Source organism: Limnohabitans sp. MORI2 (genome assembly GCF_027925025.1).
Lineage (GTDB): Bacteria > Pseudomonadota > Gammaproteobacteria > Burkholderiales > Burkholderiaceae_C > Limnohabitans.
On the sequence record NZ_AP027058.1, the window covers coordinates 496,583 to 514,908 of the forward strand.

Consider the following 18,326-nt stretch of genomic DNA (forward strand, 5'->3'; position numbering starts at 1 on the left):
ACCCTCTCTCTGGACTTTTAGGAGAAACACCATGTCCGTTATCAACACCAACGTCAAAGCATTGACAGCGCAAGCATCTATGAGCAATGTCGAGAAATTGACTGCAACGACCATGGAGCGTCTCTCCACAGGTCTGCGCATCAACAGCGCCAAAGACGACGCTGCTGGCCTTGCTATCACCAACCGCATGACATCGCAAATCCGTGGTTACGCAGTTGCCATCCGCAACTCTAACGACGGTATCTCGATGGCTCAAACCGCTGAAGGCGCGATGGGTCAAGTCACCAACATGCTGCAACGCATGCGTGAACTGTCTGTGCAAGCTGCTACCGGTTCTGTGAACGACCAAGACCGCGTGTCGATCCAACAAGAAGTGGATCAACTCAAGGCCGAAATCGACAACGTCGCGAACAAGACCAACCACAACAACATCAAGTTGTTGGACGGCAGCGCCGGCAAGATCGTCTTGCAAACTGGCACCAACGCCAACGACACCATGAACATCGCTTTCGGTTCTGTGAAGACCAAAGACATCGGTATGGGCTCACGTGCTTCGTTGTCTTCTGTGGCAACAAACTATGACGCTGCCTCCACTGCTGCGCCAGCATTGGCCGATGGCGACCTGATCTTGAACGGCGTGGTGGTCGGTGCCTCTTTGGCCACTGACGACACCAAGTCTTTCGACAGCAATGCCTCTAGCGCGATTTCTAAAGCTGCTGCTATCAACCGCGTGTCTGCCCAAAGCGGCGTGACAGCCACTGTCAACCAAACGACCGTTCACGGTAGCGTGATGACTGCGGCCGCAACAACTGGCATCACAGTCAAGATCAACGGTGTAGATACCGCTGCATTCGCCACATCGGATGATGCAGAACTCTCACGTGCTTCAGTTGTGACAGCGATCAACAACATTTCCGGTCAAACGGGTGTGAAAGCAATCAACACACACGACGACAGCAAAGGCGTGGTGTTGGTGGCGGAAGATGGTCGCAACATCACCATCACAACAACCACATCCGAAGCTGTGACAGGTTTGGCTGTGACTGGTAAGACTTACGAAGGTACTTATGAGTTGAACACTCAAGATGGTCGTGCCATCAATGTGTCTAGCAATGTGTCAGGTACCTTGTCTAACTCTGGTTTGAACTTTGGCAGCTTCAAAGCCGATACAGCTCAAGCAGTGACATTGACACGCGCTGGCCACACTGGCACAGCAGGCCCAGTCAGCGGTGACGCAGCAGGCGCCTTGAAAGGCAACACCTTGGTGATCAACGGTGTGGGTATCGATGCAGCCAATGCCAACGACGATCAAGCGTCTGTGGATGAGTCTGTGGTTGGTTCCTCTTCTAAATCAGCTAGCGCGATTGCAATCGCTGCAGCGATCAACAAGAAAACTGGCATGACTGGCGTGACAGCAACTGCTGAAGCCAACACATTGCGCGGTTCTAGCTTTACGGCTGGCGTGGTGACCAACGTCAACTTGAACGGTGTTGACATTGCCATGAATTTGGGCGCTGATTCCAAGCGTGACGATGTCTTGAATGCCTTGAATGCTTACCAAGGTCAAACTGGTGTGGTGGCCACTGCATGGGGTGACGGCATTACCTTGACTGCAGCCGATGGTCGTAACATCACGATTGACGTGGCCGGTGCAGGCGGTGCTGATGCCTTGGGTCTGACAGGTGTGGATGTCGGTGCAGTCGGTGACGGCACAGCTGCTGTGGCTTACTACTCGACCGTGAAACTGTCATCTGACAAAGCTTTCTCAGTTGAGAGCGGTTCTGAAGGCAACGACAACTTTGCCAACCTCGGTTTCCGTCGCGGCACGTTCGGTGGCTCAGACAACGCCCTCAAGATTGCTGACTTGGACGTGACCTCACAAGCGGGTGCCACCGAAGCCTTGAAGGCCATCGATGCAGCACTGACCACTGTGGCTGCTGACCAAGCCCGTGCCGGTGCCTTCCAAAACCGTTTGGAAGCCGTGGTGTCTAACTTGACTGAGTCGAACCAAAACATGTCTGCTTCTCGCAGCCGTATCTTGGACACAGACTACGCGACAGAAACCACCAACATGGCGCGTAACCAGATCATTTCGCAAGCTGCCACAGCGATGTTGGCGCAAGCGAACCAATCTTCCCAGTCTGTCTTGTCGCTCTTGAAGTAATCAAGAAGCGTATCCAGCCCAAGCGATTGGGCGTGACAAAAAAAGCGAGCCCTGTGCTCGCTTTTTTTATTTTCAAAATTCACTAAAGCTCTGGCAACTCATGTCGATATGGAAGAGACGAAACCCTGCAAGGGCAGCATCTTGCTGAGCAAGACGCTGCTGTTGCCCCTCCATTAGTGAGAAAAGAGCACATCATGGCCAACACAATTAATAACTTTAGTAATCCAGCTGTCACATTCCGCAATGTCACGGCGCCCGCTAAAGTCACTGCCACCACAGACATTTCTTTGTACACGGCCGACCAGATCAAAGCTTTGACGGCAGGAGAGGTGGCAGGGTTGACAGAAGACCAGGTGTCTTCTGTTGGCATTTCCGCCATGTCGGGCTTTACGGTGAAACAGCTCTCAGTCATGTCCGCTGCCAATGTCGCGGCGATGAGTGATGCCCAAGTGGCCGCCTTGAGCAACACCCAGCTTTCGGGTTTTGGCGCAACGCAAATGGGGGCGTTGACCTCGTCACAAATCAATTCATTCACGACGTCACAGCTCACGGCGCTCAAAGGCAACCAAATTGCATCTCTCAAGGCGAACCAAATCGGTAAGGTCGATAACGCGCAACTGAGTGCACTGACTTCTAGCCAAATTCAAGCCTTGACCACAGATCAAATTGTCAATTTGATCGCCGATCAGTTGGGTGCTTTGGGGACTTCACAGATTGCAAGCTTCAAAGATTCTCAAATCAAAGCCATTGAAACACGCGACATCAATGGGTTGACAACAGACCAAGTGGTGGCCATGAGCTTGAACCACATCAAGTCTCTGAGTACAGGGCAGTTGCGTGCCATGAGCACCGATCAAATTCAAGCCATTGAGAGCAAGGACTTCGTGGCCATGAGCGCAGCTCAGTTGGACGCGTTCACCTCCACTCAGTTGGCAGGCTTGACCAGCGCGCAGCTCAACGCGATGACCGTCACACAACTGGCGTCCCTTGATGACACACAAATTCAATCTTTGACAACGGCTCAGATTGCCAATTTGAATACCACCCAAGTTAGCCGTCTGAAGGCCAGCCAGGTTAATGCGCTGAGCAGTGCGCAGTTGACAGCCCTGACCAGCACTCAGCTGAAAGCCTTGAGCGTTACGGCCTTAGAGACGTTGGACAGTACCGACATGACGTCGCTCACGACCACGGAAGTGGCCGCATTGACCACGGCTCAAATCAAAGGTTTGAGCTCTAACTTTGTGGCGGGTTTGAGCACATCACAAATCCGTAACTTGACAACCGATCAAGTTCAAAACCTGTCTGCCTCTGCTTTGTCGGCGTTCACTGAAACCCAAATTCAAGCATTGAGCACCAACCAGATACAGGCCATCACCATTACTCAACTTAAAGGGTTGACCCCTGATAAGTTTGGGCAGCTCAGCACATCACAGGTTGAAAAACTGACCAATGATCAAGTGAAAAATTTGAGCGCGGCTCAGCTGAAATCCTTTACGACAACAGGCATCTCTAAGCTAACTTCTAGTCAAGTTGGCGTTTTGACAGCCACCCAAGTCAAAGGTTTGAGCACTGCAGCGTTGGCTGCCTTGACAACCACACAAGCTCCTGGTTTAGTCGATGCGCAATTGAAAGTCTTGAGTGAGGCGCAATTGCAGGCCATGAATTCAAGCACCGTGGGTGCTTTGACCACCTCGCAAATCAAGGTGTTGTCAACATCGCAAGTCAAGTCGCTCACGACTGCCGCGACGGCAGCTTTGACATCGAGCCAAGTCAATGCGCTGAGTACCTCACAAATCAAAGCCTTGTCTGGTGATCAAATTGCGGCGCTGTCTACCACGGCCATGCATAACCTCAGTACGACCAATTTGGCTGCGCTAACTACCGCACAAGTACAAGCCCTCACCACAACAGGTATTGGTCAGCTCGACACAACGCAGGTGAGAAAACTATCGACGGACCAGCTCAAAGCAATGACGACCACGGCGTTGGCGTCCATGAGCGTTGTACAGTTAGGAGCCCTGACCACAGCGCAAGTGAAAGGGCTGACCGCTGAGGGCTTGAACGCTTTGAATTCCACCAAGCTGCAGGCTTTGGATACCAATCAAATTGCGGCACTGACGACAACCCAAGTCAATAGTTTGTCGAGTTCACAAATTGCAGCACTGAGCTCCGATCAGGTTGCGGCCTTGACAACCGCCCAAATTACGGGGCTTGAGGCTTCTGACTTCGCAGCCATGACAACGGCTCAGGTTCATGCGCTGACGACCGATCAGTTGGCTGCTATGGCAACGGATGACATCGCAGCTTTGAACTCTGCGCAAGTTGTTGCCATGAGCTCAACGCAACTTCGCGCTTTGAGTTTGGCCCACGTCAAAGCCTTGGCAGCTGATGAAATTGCAGGCTTGAATTCGACCCAGTTGCAGGCCTTGACCACCAACCAAGTGAAAGCCTTGTCGACCGAAGACATGGCAGCATTGAAAACTTCACAGATTGAAAAACTGACGACAGACCAAGTGGCTGTCATTTCAGCCGCCAACATTGCCGCATTGAGCACCGCGCAAGTGGCGAAATTTGACACCAATCAAGTGGGAGCTCTGTCTAATGGTGCCGTAGGTGCCTTGACTGCTGGTCATGTGGATGCGTTGGCTGCCAAAGTGGCCAAGTTGGATACAACACAAATTCGCTACCTCAACACCTCTGCTGTTGCTTCGTTAGACACCACACAGATGGCCGCGTTGAGCACAGCACAAGTCAAAGCTTTGACGGTTGATCAAATCGCCTCGTTGACAACGACTGCAGCAGGCAGTTTGTCTACCAACCAATTGGCTGAGCTCGGGACCGATCAAATCAACGCCTTGACTGCCGATAGCATCAAGGCTCTGGGAACCAAAGTTGCTAACTTCTCCACCTCGCAAATCAAAGGTGTGAGCACAGCGGCGATTGCCAACTTAACCAGTACACAAACTCAGGCGTTGACCACCAGCTTGATGGCGGCACTGACGACAGATCAAATCAGCGCATTCTCGACTGCGAATGTGCGTGCGATGGACACCAACCAAATCCAGACCTTGAGCAAAGACCAAGTTTTGGCATTGGGTAGTGCACAGTTGCAAGCGTTGACAACATCACAAGTGGCCAAGATCAACACAGATCGCGTGGCTGCGATGCGTACTTCGCAACTGCAAGCGTTGGGGACCAGCGCCCTGGCTGGCATGACCACAGATCAGGTGGCCGCATTGACAACCGCACAGGTGGCTAGCTTGTCGACGGGGGCAGTGGCAGGACTTAACACCAATCAAGTGAACCACTTGACCAGCACTCAAGTGGCTGCGCTGAGTACCGATCAAGTACGTGCCATGGAAACTGCGGATGTGGCTGTTTTGAGTAGCACACAACTTGGTGCTCTGACCACGGCTCAGGTTGCCAGTTTGGCAACTGATCAGGTGGCTGCACTGAACTCTTCTGAGGTTGCAGGTTTGACCACAGCGAGTATGCGCACACTCAGCAGCAGTCAGCTGCAAGCCATGACGACTGCGGCGCTCAATGCACTGAACTCGACACAAGTGGGTGGTTTGTCGACCAGCCAAATTCAGTTACTGACCACATCACAGGTGGCTGCATTGAATACAGCGGTTGTGCATGGGCTCAGCACCACCTTGGTCAAGGCGATGGAGACTGCGGATGTTGCATCGCTGAATACAGACCAAATTACTGCGATGACTACCGATCAGGTGGTCGCCTTGACCACGGGGCAAATTCAATCGCTGACGACGGCGCAGTTGCAAGCTTTTGATCAAGCGAAGTTGCAAGCACTCAGCACAGCCCAAGTGGTGGCGTTGACGACCGATCAAGTGAAAGGTTTGACCACTACACAAGTGGGACAGCTGACGACAGACAGTGTCAAAGCGTTGACCACGGATCAAGTCTCTGCCTTGACCGAAGCGCAAATTGCTAAGCTCACCACCAACAGCATTGCTGAATTGCGTACGGCACAAATAGCAGCCCTGAGCACCGCACAAATTGCGGCCATGACGACTACCCAAGTGGCTCAATTGACCACAGCCAGCGCATCCACGCTGAGTGCTGAACAAGTGTTTGCGTTCACCACCGATCAAATCAAAAAATTGAGCACAAGTGCGACGGCAGCTCTGACTGTCACTAGTGTTGCTGCCATGGGGACTGGTCAATTGGCAGCATTGACCACTGATCAAATTCGTGCGCTCGAGACAGAAGACTTTGCCCGTTTGGATGATGCGCAAGTTGGGGCGCTGACCACAGCGCAAGTGGCGAAGCTAGAAGATGGTGACATTCAAGCCTTGGATGATCGCTTAGATAAATTCAGCACAAGCCAGGTGCAGGCGTTGACGACAGCGCATGTGGCGGTTCTGAGTTCTGACCAAGTCACTGGTTTCAGCACGGCACAACTCAATGCACTGTCCACTGAGCAATTGGTGAAAGTGTCTACATCAGCAGTGGCTCGTTTGACCACGACACAAGTTGCATCTCTGAGTTCCACCTTGCTACCAGCATTGACAACAACCCAAGTGGGTGCAATGTCAACCAATGCGATTCGTGCCATTACTACTTCTCAAGTGACGGACTTGTTGGCGGCTCAAATCAACGCCATGACGACTTCTGGTGTCGCGAGCTTGACCACTTCTCAGCTAGAGAAATTGAGCACCACACAGGTGGCTGGCTTGTCGAGCGACACAGTCAGGGCAATGACCACCACACAGTTGCAAGCATTCACCTCTACGCAAGTAGCTAAGTTGGATACTTCGGTCATCGCGAACCTGAAGACCAGCCAAGTGACAGCACTCAAGACAGACCAAGTGGCTGCCTTGACAACAAACCAAGTGATCGCATTGACTACAACAGCTGTCTCTAAGTTTGACACGACACAGTTGACAGCACTGACCACCACACAAGTGCCCAAGCTTTCAAGTGATCAGGTGAAGAATTTGAGTACTGCCCAGGTGGCGGCTTTGACGACATCGCAGACCGCTGCTGTCAATACGGACGCAGTGGCGGCAATGTCTACTGCGCAAATCAATGCCTTGACTACATCTCAAATTGCTGCGCTCAGTACCAACCAAGTGGTGGCATTGACCACCGAGCAGGTTGCTAGCATGAAGACTGAGCAAGTGGCAGCGTTGACCACCGATGGGGTGGTGGCGCTGGAGAATGCGGACATTGATGCTTTGACCACAAGTCAAGTTCGTGCGTTGACCACCTCACAAGTGTTGCAAGGCTTGTCTACCAGCGATGTGGCTCGCTTGACCACGACTCAGTTGGCAGCAATGCGCGGCAATCAAATCGCGGCGATGAGCACCGATCAAATTGCCAAGATGACCACCGATCAAGTCAGCCATTTGACCTATGACCAAGTGGCGGCGTTGACGACATCGCAAGTGGCCAATATGGAAACAGCCGACATTGCCAAGTTGAGCGCATCGCAAGCCGCAGCGCTTTCTACTGCGCAAATGCAGGCAATCACCACCACACAAATTGACAAGTTGGATACGTCTGTTGTTGCAGGTCTGACTAGCACGCAGCTTGCAGCCCTGAGCACCAGCCAAGTCGCGAAGTTCAGCACTGGGCAAATTGGTGCGTTGACCACCGCCCTGGTACGTGACTTGAGCACTGATCAAGTGGCAAACCTGACCACAGATCAATTACGTGCGCTAGACACAACACAGGTACAAGCGCTTGAAACCGCAGATTTGGCTGCGTTGAGTTCAACCAAAGTGAATGCTTTGAGCACTGGGCAAATTGGCGCGTTGACCACAGCACAAGCCGTGGCCTTGACCACCACGCAAATGGCTAATTTGTCGACTGGCAACTTGGCTGCTCTCAGCACTGCTGCTGTCAGTCAGTTGTTACAAGCACAAGTGGAAGCGCTGACATCAACGCAAATCAGCAAGCTCACAACTGGGCAAATCAAAGCGTTGACGACGGGTAACGTGGCGGCATTGAGCACCACGCAAATTGCTGGCTTTGATACGACCAACCAGATTCAAGCGATCACCACAGCACAAGTGGCGGCCTTGTCGTCTGATCAAATTGTGGGCCTGAGCACTAACCAGATCCAAGTCATCAGCACGGCGCAGATCCAAGCGATGAATGTGGATCAAGTCTCCAAGTTGACAACGGGTCAAGTTGAGAAGCTCAATAGCTCACAATTACGTGCATTGAGCACCACAAATGTGGCTGGTTTGAGTTCTGACCAGGTCAACGCCCTGAGTTCAACGAATTTGAACTTGCTGGAAACTGCACAAATAGCGGCCATCTCAGCAGCAGTGGTTGCTGCGTTGGATACGTCTAAGTTGGCTGCATTGAACACGACACAGATTGGAGCACTCTCTGCGGATCAGCTGAATGCCTTTACGACCGACGAAGTTGCTGCATTGACCACGGGGCAGATCAGAGCGCTGAGCTCATCGCAAATTCAAGCGTTGACCTCTAGCGGCGTTGCTGCATTGACCTCAGATCAAGTTCAAGCTTTGACCACCTCGCAAGTGGCGAATTTGACAAACAACACGGTGGCTTCGCTGACGTCTGATCAAGTGAACTATTTGACAACCACACAAGTTCAGCATTTGTCTGATCCAGTGATTGCAGCCTTGAATACGACCCAAGTCTCTAACTTGGATACTGCGCTGCTGCATGCGTTGACCACAACACAAGTTCGTGCATTGACCTCCACTTCTGTGACGAATTTGAGTACGGACCAAGTGGTGGCGTTGCGTACAGACCAAATCGCTGCCTTGGATGTGGTGGATGTCACAGCCATGTCTACTGATCAGGTTGGCGCACTGACCACAGATCAAGTGGCCGCCTTGACCTTTGCTATGGTCAAAGCCATCAGCACAGATCAAGTGACTGCCTTGACCACCAGTATCAATGCCATGACTCAAATCAAGGCATTGACATCGGCTCAGACAGCGGCGTTGACAACGGATCAGGTAGCTGCATTGACGACTTCTCAAGTCCAAGATTTGACGACTGTCTCTGCACAAGCCTTGACCACGGACCAAGTGGCTGCTTTGACGACCGATCAAATCACTAAGCTGAGTACAACAAATATCAGGGCTATGTCTGATACGCAGTTGACGGCGTTGACCTCTGATCAGGTGGCCAAACTGACAGTTGATCAAATCAAAGCTTTGGAGGGGGCAGATATTGCAGCCTTCGCAACGGATGAGATTGCTGCTTTGTCGACTGATCAAATGCGCGCCCTGACGACTGCGTTGGTTGCAGCTTTGACGACCGATCAAGTGGCGATCATCGATACAACTCAGTTGCGAAGCTTGACTTCAACTCAGGTGAGAGCCTTGACGACCGACCAAGTGACAAACTTGACGACCGATCAAGTCAGCAGTTTGACGACTTCACAGTTGGCATCACTGACTAGCGCTCAGGTAGGGGCTTTGACAACGACGCAGATTAGTTCGTTGACTGCAACTCAGCTGTACGGTTTGATTAGTAGGGCTTGAGATGACTGTGTGATTGGCGGCTATTTAAACGCCGTCAATCACTCAGCATAGTAGTTCTCGATTGAATAGAAATATGTTTTCGCCTTTATGAACAAAGTCGAATTCATATTGAGCGATAGCCTTAAAGAAGTTTTTAGATGATCCTGAGAACGGAAGCATCCAGTCGTGCAGTTCGATGATTAACAGTGGGAACTCTCGCATCCAAGATGTGTCACCTTCAAACAAACTCTCTTCACCTCCTTCGATGTCAATTTTGAACATCATAGGTTTCATGTGTTTAGTTTTTTGAAGGATGGTTTTCGGTGAAATCGCAGAAACTTTCACGCTTTCAGAGTTCGCCTGATCCTTTTTGCGTGTCCTAAACCCCCAGTCTGAATGTCCAGGATCCTCTAGATAAAGGTCACCATCTTGTCCAGCAATCGCTCCGTGGAAAATATGAACAGCTTCGTACGGCTGAGTGTTCAAGGTTAGAAGGCTTACATTCTCACGATCTGGTTCAATCGCATAAACATATGAGTTGTTGTAAATTTCTAAAAAATAGACAGCTGATGCACCTATGTTTGCGCCAGCATCAATGATCAGACCTTGCTGATTTTGCGTGTGCTCATGGAAGTACTCCACAAAACGTTTTCCTTGGGGCCAATGAGCAATGTTGTAGTCTGAGTTTTGAAAAATTTGTTTAACGACGCCCTTGTCTCCAAGGCTTTGATTTCGGTATGAGAACCTAATGGGCTTATTTCCAAAACTAACTTCTAGCGCGGCAAGTTTCATAGTATTTATTTTTGTAAATTAAGCTGATGTATGGGTGTAGTCAATGTCAGTTTTTTCAATGTCGCTGTAGGAAGGAATTTGAGCGCCTAACATGGGTGTGGTGCAGTACCAATTGTCCGTGCGTTGTAGCTTTTTCCATGTTTGGTCGATTGCAAATTTGTGATAAATCACACTTCGTGGAGAAGCTGCTCTGAATTTTTCCATTCCAATGATCGAGTCCATGCAGTTAATCATCAACTGTTTTACATACCGACGTCGCACGATATAGCCTGAAGTTGTGGCAGATTCAAATACTTGATTCACTTTATACATCCCGATTTCGGCGTTGGTAGGCATTGGAACCAACTTTGTTCCACCTAGTAAAAATACATCGAGATCAGAAAATTTCTTTAGTGTGTAGTCAATCGTTTGCTCGGTAGTTTCTCTTGTGTCGCGAAAGTTGAAGTCATCCTCAAAGATGCAGCACCATTCATTCTCAGTTTCCGTCATAAATTTAGTCATGGCGAGCAAATGCGACTTGGCGCATCCTAAGCCTCCAAAATCTTGATCTTCGATTGCACGAATCCACTCAAATGTATTGAGTGCAAAGCCTTGCGTATCAGTGTTGGCAACAAACAGTGCTCGACGATCCTCGCGTGCATCTAAACTGATAAGGTAGCAACTAGCATTTGTGAAGCTAAAAGTCATGATGATTTCCAATTTATTTCTGAATAAAACTTTGCGAAAACGTGCCGCTTAATATCGTAGAAAATGCCTTAGCTTCATCGGTAAAGTCGCCTTCTCGTATTAGGGTTAAATTTTTCTCTATGTGATCCGACTTCCCACCCATCCAAATAAGTTTTCTAAATGAATGCCACACCAGTTCCGTATAGGCATGCTCTTTTGTTTGGATGTTTGAGTCTTCAGATTCAGATGAAAGTGAAGTTAAGAATGGGAACGCTACAAAAGCTTTGAGTTTCCTAGTCTGAACCAATGCACGGTACGTCAGGTCAATTGGTGTATCTAGTTGTTGCATGGCATTCAACATCGATGCAACTTTGCTGATGGAATTTTTGTTAACAATGTACGCTGCGGTACTGGCAAAGTTCATTTCGCAAAGATCGAGAATGCGCAGTTGATCATTTTTAAGGCAGCTTTGTTTGAGTTGAAATAAATCCAACATGGTTGCTGCATTCGGTACGCAGATGTCCGTATAGAGCAGGTCCCATTCGAACTCTGGAGTAGTAATAATTTTTTCAATAACGGTTTGCGTTTTGTTGCAAAGCACGATGTCATCTTCAACAATAAACAGATGGTCTTTGTTATTGATGTTTTGATTCATCAACTCGCGATGACTTAAGAAGCAGCCCTTTGCGCCGTTGGAGAGTTGCCCTTGAATGTTGTTTGCTTCAACATACTTTTTGTCAAGAGCTTCAAACCGATGAAGTGGCCAGTTCAGAGTGTTGTGTTGAGCAAAGTTTTTCTCGAGCTGAGCACGCTTTTCTGTTTCAGATGCGAGGTTGATGTAGTAGCAGTCCATAGGGGTCTCACATTTGCAAGATCAAACGATCTGAGTAGTGCATGATCTCGTTGCCAAGTAAGAAGCTAAACCCGTTTGGCCAGCGTTTCATATTGGCAATGGCAAGCGATACGTTGGATTCTTTGTTGCCAATGAAGTAATCGCATTTCAACGCAATCAGCGCATCAATCAACACCTCTTGTCCAGCTTTGTGGCCATCGTTCGTAGACAGATGTACGCCAATTTGCGAGCTGGTTCTTTCTGATGGTGTGAAGAGGACACGCTCACCGTATTTGATTTGGAAGTACTCCAAAATTTGCACAGCATCGGTCATTAAAAAGATGCCAATGCCAGGGTTGAGCTCCAGCATGCGATCTATGAATCCAAAGTAATGTGCATTGGTTTTTTGCAAGCCTGGTGATTCATGAATCTTGTCAGAGCCGCGCATGTGCACGGCTATCCAGTTGCGCTGAGCCATGTGGCGCTGGTAGAAGTCATCTGCTTTGGCTTGCATGGCATCGGTCGGTTGGATGAATTTTTCAAACAAGAGTTTGTAAATGTCATCTTCAGACAGGCCAAAGTAACAAGACTTTTCTGAAATCCAAGGCTTGATGGAAGTGAGTGATGTATAAAAATCACTCACCAAAATAGGTTCTGTGCGACTCAAAAAATATTGAGCGGATTGCTTGGAGTATTCACCAGAAAATATTTGTCTATTTTCTGTATAGATGTTTTGGCCATGCCACTTCGGCGGATAAATGCCGTCTTCAGTGCACAACTTTTCTAAGTCTGGATTCTCGAAGCCTTGAAAAAACTCGCTGATGCTGTTGCGTGTGTTTTCAAGCCTGAAAATGCAGTTCGTTCCCCAAAGCGGAATTGGCGTGCGATGCGTTAATTCCGCCACCAACAGTTGTGACAGAAGGTGATGGACTTCACTCCAAAATCCATGCCCCCAAGCTTTGATGATCAGATATTTTCCGGGATCAACGGATGCATGAGGTAGTTCACAGGCGCGAAAGTTTTCTGGAAAACCGTACGCCATTTCGAACTCGCGCTCAATCTGCTGTTTGTAGTCCACATCCTCAGGATGTGCCGCCAAGTATTCACGCGCATAGATCTCTGCCAAGGGCGCATTGCCTTGGCGGATGATGTTCTGAATTTCAATTTTTCGGGCGATGACGTCAGACATGGTCGAACAAATTAAATTTCAAGCAGCAAAGCCTCAAGCGCCCGTGCCTGATGTGCAGGTGTATGTGGCCACTCTTGGCGGTCCAAAATGCCTTGCAGCTTGCGCTTGGCTGCTTCGCGTTCGTCAGCATGGGTTGCCAAGCGCAATGCCTTGTCGTGGTATTCCTCAAAGCTGGTGCAGGTGAGCTCGCTCATGCCGATGTCGTGCAGCAGGCTGGCGGCCACTCGCGAAGAGAAGCTCCCGCCACACAACGTCACAACTGGCAAGCCTGAACGCAAGGCATCACCCGCCGTGGTGTGGCCGTTGTAGGGGTAGGTGTCAATGAAGACATCGGCCAAGCGATAGCGTGCCAAGTGGTCTTCGACGCGTGGGAGACGTGAAGCAAAAATGATGCGTTCAGGATCGATGCCATGATCACGTGCACTTTGTGCCAAATTTTTGTGAGCACCTTCGTTGAGTTTCATCAACCACAGCACGCTTCCTGGGACTTCTTTTAATAAATCCATCCAAACTTTGAACAGAGGCGGATTGATTTTGTAGTCGTGGTTGAAGCTGCAAAACACAATGCCTTCGTCTGGTAAACCAAAGTCAGATCGTTTGGGAGTGTCAGGTGATGGCACCACCGTATCGTCACGCGGTAAGTAGCAATGCGGCAGGGTGAGAATTTTTTCTTGATAGTGCTTTTCAAACTCAGGCGGAATGATGCGCGGGTCAGAAATCAAATAATCAATGTATGGCAAGCCCAAGGTGCCTGGAAAACCTAGATAGGTGACTTGGGTTGGCGCAGGGCGATACGCCAAGATGTCGAGACGAGTGCCTTCGGTGTGACCCGACAGCTCGACCACCACATCAATTTCCATCGCCCGCATGAGTTTGGCCACCTCAATGCTAGGCATGGTGTTGCAGTCGATGTAATGGTCGAAAGCGCATCGGTAACGACGCCACAAATCGCTGTCGTCGCCAACGCCCGTAAAGAAGCCTGTTAATTCAAATTTACTCTTGTCAAACTGCTCAATCAGGCCAATCAGCAAATAGCCGACGGGATGAATGCGGAAATCGGCCGACATGAATGCGACACGTTTTTTGCGATGTTGGTATTTTTCACCGGTCCACAAAGGTGTTGAAGAGGCTTTGTATTTGTCAGCTGCATACAACTCAGCACATTTGCGAATGGTGGCTGCATCATCCGTGATAGACATGATGGTCAGCGGGCCGCAGGTGAGTTTGCCGGCATGAATGCCTGCGATGATGCGGGCTTTGGCTCCCTCGAAGTCGGTCCAGTCACAATTGCTCATGCGAGCACCCATCAGATGCCCTTCGCCATAGGCATAGTCAGGTGCAACTTGTAATGCGTGAGCAAACGCACGCGTGGCCAATGTGTATTGCTTGTACTGACCCAACAATTGGCCTTGGCCTTCTAAGGCGCGCACATGGTTGGGTTCAATCTCTGTCGCAGCTGTCAAAGTCAACAGTGCATCGTGGTGACGGTTGATGCCTTGCAACAACGCGGCTTTGTTGGTGTAGGCCTCCATGTAGTGGGGGTCGACATCAATCGCTTGGTCGTACGCAACGATGGCATCTTCCGCCAGGCCTAAGTCATGCAAGGTCTTGGCTTTGGCGAAAAAGCCAAGCGGCAAATGTGGTGCCGCTTGTGTGGCGCGATCAAAGTAGCCCAAGGCTTCTTTGGTTTTTCCGAGGTGAGAGCACGACACACCCAGCGAATACAGCGTCATGAAGTTGTTGCTGTCAATGGCCAATGCTTGTTGCAAAAGGGCTTCTGCTTGTGCATGTTGTCCAGTGCCTTGCAGTCCGATGGCTTGCGAGTTGAGTGCAGCTGCTTCAGGGTTGCTGCTGCTCATTGGGTTGGTGCCATTTTGAGAGAGTCGCAACGTTTCCAAATGAGCCTGCGCGCCCGTGAGGCGCGGGTCCAGCTTGAGAGATTTGTTGACGGCCTGAGTCGCTTCTGGGATGCGATTCAAGTGATACAAAATCACCGACAGCGCGAGATGTGCCTGCGCAAAGTTAGGCGATGCCTTGACCGCTTTTTGCATATGTGGGAGCGCTTGCTCATATCGACCACGGCTCGACTCAATCGCTCCTAGCGAATAAAGCGCAGCTGCATTCTTCGCATCGAGCTTGAGTGCTTGTTCAAACAACGTTTGCGCGGCGTCTAACTCGCCTGCATGTTGGTGTGCAAGAGCCTCATTGATGAGGGTCTGAATCGATTTTTTTGGCGCTTTGGTAGTCATATGCGGTGTTTCGCTTTGGTTATACCCAGTCAATCGGCACATGCTGGCCGGCTGAGGCTAAAAGTTGTTGACGTTTCACACGTAAATCGAGGTTAGGTGCAGGCCATTTTTTGTAGATAGACAAGTAATCCGTCACAGTTTGCATGCCATTGCTTTGGCTGTTCCCGCCACGACGGTCGTGCTGGTTGACATAGTCTTTGTAGACCATGGCGCCGGTGATGTTGGCGTGCACAAAGGGGGTGTCGCTGGCAACGTTGAGCAAAAAGTCCCAGTCGTCCAAGCTTGAAAGGTGGGGGTCTTGCAACCGACCATGCACAGCCTCACGGGGAAAAATTACGCTGTGATTCAGGATGAAATTCTTGACGTACAACGCGTTGAAGTCAGCATTTGCTACTGAGAAGGCTTGCCCTGGTTGAGGGGGGAGGTCTGGTTGAGAGCGATCTTCTTGAATGACGCAGTAGTTGGTGTAAATCACCGAGCCTGGGTTATCCAAGGTTGTCAAAAAAGCACGTTCTAAATAATCAATGCTGAACGCATCATCATCATCTAAGAAGATCACGTATTTCCCACGCGCCATGGAAAGACCTACGTTTCGACTCAGTGCAGGCCCAAGTTTGCCGATTCGTTTGCAAAAACTGTCTTGCTCACGCAGGTTTTGGCTGATCACATGCATGGTGGCTGCATCCACTGTGTCAGCCACCACAATCATTTCGTGATCTGTGAAGGTATTGGCGCAGACCGATTGCATGGCACGCGCAAGCAACCGTGGTCGCTCATGCGTTGCGATGATGATGCTGAAATAAGGCGGCTTCATGCGTTGAACCGATCCGTGAGTTCTCGCGCCAATGCTTCCACGACGGGGAGCCATGCTTTGGGTTCAGGTTGTCGAAAGAGTTGCACGCTGGGATACCAGGGGGAATCTGTGCGGTCGAGTAACCAACGGAAATCAGGGGCAAACGGCAACATAACCCAAGTGGGTATTCCTAGCGCACTGGTGAGATGGGCGACGGAGGTGTCGACTGTGATCACGACATCCAGTTCGCTGGCTAGGCCAGCTGTTTCATTGAAAGAGGTGAGTGCGGGGCGCCAATCATGCAAATTCGACCACAGACGTAAGCGCGCCTCGTCATAGGGGCGAATCTCTGTTTGCAAAATGTGGAAATCCATGTCCATCGCCAACAGTGGCGACAGTTGGTCCAGCGTCATGCTCCGGTTGTGATCGTTCACATGTGTGGTGCTGCCTGACCAGCTGATGCCAATTTGTGGACGAGACCGTTGAGGGACCCGTTGTCGCCATGCCTGACGGACGACGGCATCCGCTTTCAAGTAGCTGGGCGTGGCTGGAATGGTGTCAAGTTGCGTCTCGAAAATGCGAGGCAAGCTCATCAGGGTGATGTGGCAATCATGCGCAGGCAAGGTGTCTGCTGTTTGGCGTGAAGACACCACTTGTAAGGCTGGATGCATGCTGCTGAGTAACTCGATCAGTGCAGGCTCGACAGAAAGAATCACATGGATTCCGCGCTGCTGCAGCAGCAATGCGTATCGCGCAAATTGAATTTGATCACCTAGGCCTTGCTCAGGGCAAATCAACAAGCGTTGGCCTGTGATGTCTTGCACACCATCCCACAGTGGCGTTCGCATGGGGACTGTGGGGTTGTTTAAAAAGTTGCTTGTTTGAAAGCGTTTTTCATAACACTGCCAGCCCTCTTTGAATGAGCCGCTGAGCAACAAGTCAAACGATAGGTTGTATTCGTACTCGGGGTTGTCGGGGTTGAGGGCCATCGCCTTGCGCAAATCAGCCATGCTTTCATCGATCTGGAGTAGTGCACGGTGGGCATTGCTGCGAGCCATGTAGGCCGATGTGACCGTTGGATCAAGCTTGATGGCTTGATTGGCAGCTTGAATCGCCAGTAAGAATTTTTCTTGCTGCACCAAAACTTGGGCTTGTCTTGCATGCGAGAGTGCTTTTTTCGGACGCAACGCGATGGCCGCGCTGATGCTCAAAAATGCATCGTCAAACATGTGCATCTTGGCTTGTACGTCAGACAGGTTTTCAAACGCATCGGCGAAGTCGATCTTGATTTGCAGTGCAGCACAGTAGCAATCGATGGCTTTGAGGTATTGCTGCTCTTGGTGGTGCGCGACGCCTTTGCAGTAATAAAACTGAGCATCGTCTGGAAATTCGTCTAAGGCGAGGCCATACCAATGGGCCGCATCCTCAAAATTTTCGGATTGCATCAATGCCGCGCCTTGGCGTAGCAAGGCCTCCCGCGTTGCAGCGGGCGTCGAGGACGGGCGAACTTGCGATGTGCTCATGACTGTTTTTTTGACACTGAAAACCATAAAACAATGGCTGATACGCAATATGTAAGCCAAGTTTTTCCGTCAGCTGAGGGTGTCAAGTAAAGCGGCAAAGCTAGTTGGCACAGAAATCGCTTGGTGTTCCCTAACTTAATTTGCACAACCAGGAGTTTTCAGATGACCCTTATCCAAGAATTGATGAACCAAAGCGCAACCGGCAGCTTGCTGCAAGGTGGCAACATCAAGCGATTCAGCCCTTTGGAAATCCGCGAAACCATTCAAACCTTGGTGGCGACTGAACAGATCGAAACAGCCTATGCCTTGGGTGAAGCGGGCCTGGCTATTTACCCTTCCAGCGAAGACATGCTCGCCATTTGTGGCTTGCTCGCTGTGATGCGCCAAGACTGGCCAGCTGCCGTAGAGCTGCTGCAAGACTTGGTCGAATTGCAGGGCGCCAATATTCAACCGTTCACTTATGTGATGTTGGTTCGCGCATTGCGCTGCAACTTGGACCCCGCAGGTGCATTGAAGATGGCTAACCAAGGCTTGCATTTTTACCCTGGTCAATTGGAGTTGGAAGCTGAACGTCTCGCTCTGGACGAGTTCGCCGGTCTCATGGCCACTTCAGCCCACACCCACTAAAGCGGCAACTTTTGCC

At 50.4% G+C, this 18,326-nt stretch carries 10 protein-coding genes; 3 read left to right on the top strand and 7 right to left on the bottom strand.

The window, feature by feature from the left end; genetic code table 11:
• Positions 1-31 precede the first annotated feature (31 nt).
• Positions 32-2,164 (top strand): flagellin, encoded by a 2,133-nt coding sequence (locus tag QMG27_RS02515; RefSeq protein WP_281812838.1) that lies wholly within the window; start codon positions 32-34, stop codon positions 2,162-2,164.
• Between the two features lie 194 nt (positions 2,165-2,358).
• Positions 2,359-9,660, top strand: coding sequence for a heme utilization protein (locus tag QMG27_RS02520; protein WP_281812840.1), 7,302 nt, complete (start codon positions 2,359-2,361; stop codon positions 9,658-9,660).
• Positions 9,661-9,702: 42 nt separating this feature from the next.
• Here QMG27_RS02520 and QMG27_RS02525 read toward each other — a convergent pair whose 3' ends face one another.
• From QMG27_RS02525 to QMG27_RS02555, 7 genes are read right to left on the bottom strand one after another with little or no spacing between them, the layout of a single operon-like run.
• Positions 9,703-10,431, bottom strand: coding sequence for an FkbM family methyltransferase (locus tag QMG27_RS02525; RefSeq protein ID WP_281812842.1), 729 nt, complete (start codon positions 10,429-10,431; stop codon positions 9,703-9,705).
• 18 nt (positions 10,432-10,449) lie between these two features.
• A complete protein-coding gene (locus QMG27_RS02530) occupies positions 10,450-11,118 on the bottom strand; it encodes a glycosyltransferase family 25 protein (protein ID WP_281812844.1) in 669 nt (222 codons plus the stop codon).
• Between the two features lie 13 nt (positions 11,119-11,131).
• Positions 11,132-11,950, bottom strand: coding sequence for a glycosyltransferase family 25 protein (locus tag QMG27_RS02535; protein WP_281812846.1), 819 nt, complete (start codon positions 11,948-11,950; stop codon positions 11,132-11,134).
• A gap of 7 nt (positions 11,951-11,957) precedes the next feature.
• Positions 11,958-13,118, bottom strand: a complete 1,161-nt coding sequence (locus QMG27_RS02540; protein WP_281812849.1) for a hypothetical protein — start codon at positions 13,116-13,118, stop codon at positions 11,958-11,960.
• A gap of 11 nt (positions 13,119-13,129) precedes the next feature.
• Complete coding sequence (locus QMG27_RS02545) at positions 13,130-15,367, bottom strand: tetratricopeptide repeat protein (protein WP_281812852.1); 2,238 nt, start codon at positions 15,365-15,367, stop codon at positions 13,130-13,132.
• A 19-nt stretch (positions 15,368-15,386) separates the two neighbouring features.
• Positions 15,387-16,181, bottom strand: coding sequence for a glycosyltransferase family A protein (locus tag QMG27_RS02550; protein WP_281812855.1), 795 nt, complete (start codon positions 16,179-16,181; stop codon positions 15,387-15,389).
• Positions 16,178-17,683, bottom strand: coding sequence for a tetratricopeptide repeat-containing glycosyltransferase family protein (locus QMG27_RS02555; RefSeq protein ID WP_281812858.1), 1,506 nt, complete (start codon positions 17,681-17,683; stop codon positions 16,178-16,180). The genes QMG27_RS02550 and QMG27_RS02555 overlap by 4 nt, the downstream gene beginning before the upstream one ends.
• A gap of 162 nt (positions 17,684-17,845) precedes the next feature.
• Between QMG27_RS02555 and QMG27_RS02560 the strand changes: the two genes are divergently transcribed.
• Positions 17,846-18,310 carry a hypothetical protein gene (locus tag QMG27_RS02560; protein ID WP_281812860.1) on the top strand — a complete coding sequence of 155 codons (465 nt, stop codon included), beginning with the start codon at positions 17,846-17,848 and terminating at the stop codon, positions 18,308-18,310.
• Positions 18,311-18,326: the final 16 nt, after the last annotated feature.

What these genes read in the sequence shown, in the direction of transcription:
- QMG27_RS02550 (WP_281812855.1), bottom strand. Translation starts at nt 16,181, where the DNA reads ATGAAGCCGCCTTATTTCAGCATCATCATCGCAACGCATGAGCGACCA.
- QMG27_RS02535 (WP_281812846.1), bottom strand. Translation starts at nt 11,950, where the DNA reads ATGGACTGCTACTACATCAACCTCGCATCTGAAACAGAAAAGCGTGCT.
- QMG27_RS02520 (WP_281812840.1), top strand. Translation starts at nt 2,359, where the DNA reads ATGGCCAACACAATTAATAACTTTAGTAATCCAGCTGTCACATTCCGC.
- QMG27_RS02525 (WP_281812842.1), bottom strand. Translation starts at nt 10,431, where the DNA reads ATGAAACTTGCCGCGCTAGAAGTTAGTTTTGGAAATAAGCCCATTAGG.
- QMG27_RS02515 (WP_281812838.1), top strand. Translation starts at nt 32, where the DNA reads ATGTCCGTTATCAACACCAACGTCAAAGCATTGACAGCGCAAGCATCT.
- QMG27_RS02555 (WP_281812858.1), bottom strand. Translation starts at nt 17,683, where the DNA reads ATGAGCACATCGCAAGTTCGCCCGTCCTCGACGCCCGCTGCAACGCGG.
- QMG27_RS02560 (WP_281812860.1), top strand. Translation starts at nt 17,846, where the DNA reads ATGACCCTTATCCAAGAATTGATGAACCAAAGCGCAACCGGCAGCTTG.
- QMG27_RS02545 (WP_281812852.1), bottom strand. Translation starts at nt 15,367, where the DNA reads ATGACTACCAAAGCGCCAAAAAAATCGATTCAGACCCTCATCAATGAG.
- QMG27_RS02530 (WP_281812844.1), bottom strand. Translation starts at nt 11,118, where the DNA reads ATGACTTTTAGCTTCACAAATGCTAGTTGCTACCTTATCAGTTTAGAT.
- QMG27_RS02540 (WP_281812849.1), bottom strand. Translation starts at nt 13,118, where the DNA reads ATGTCTGACGTCATCGCCCGAAAAATTGAAATTCAGAACATCATCCGC.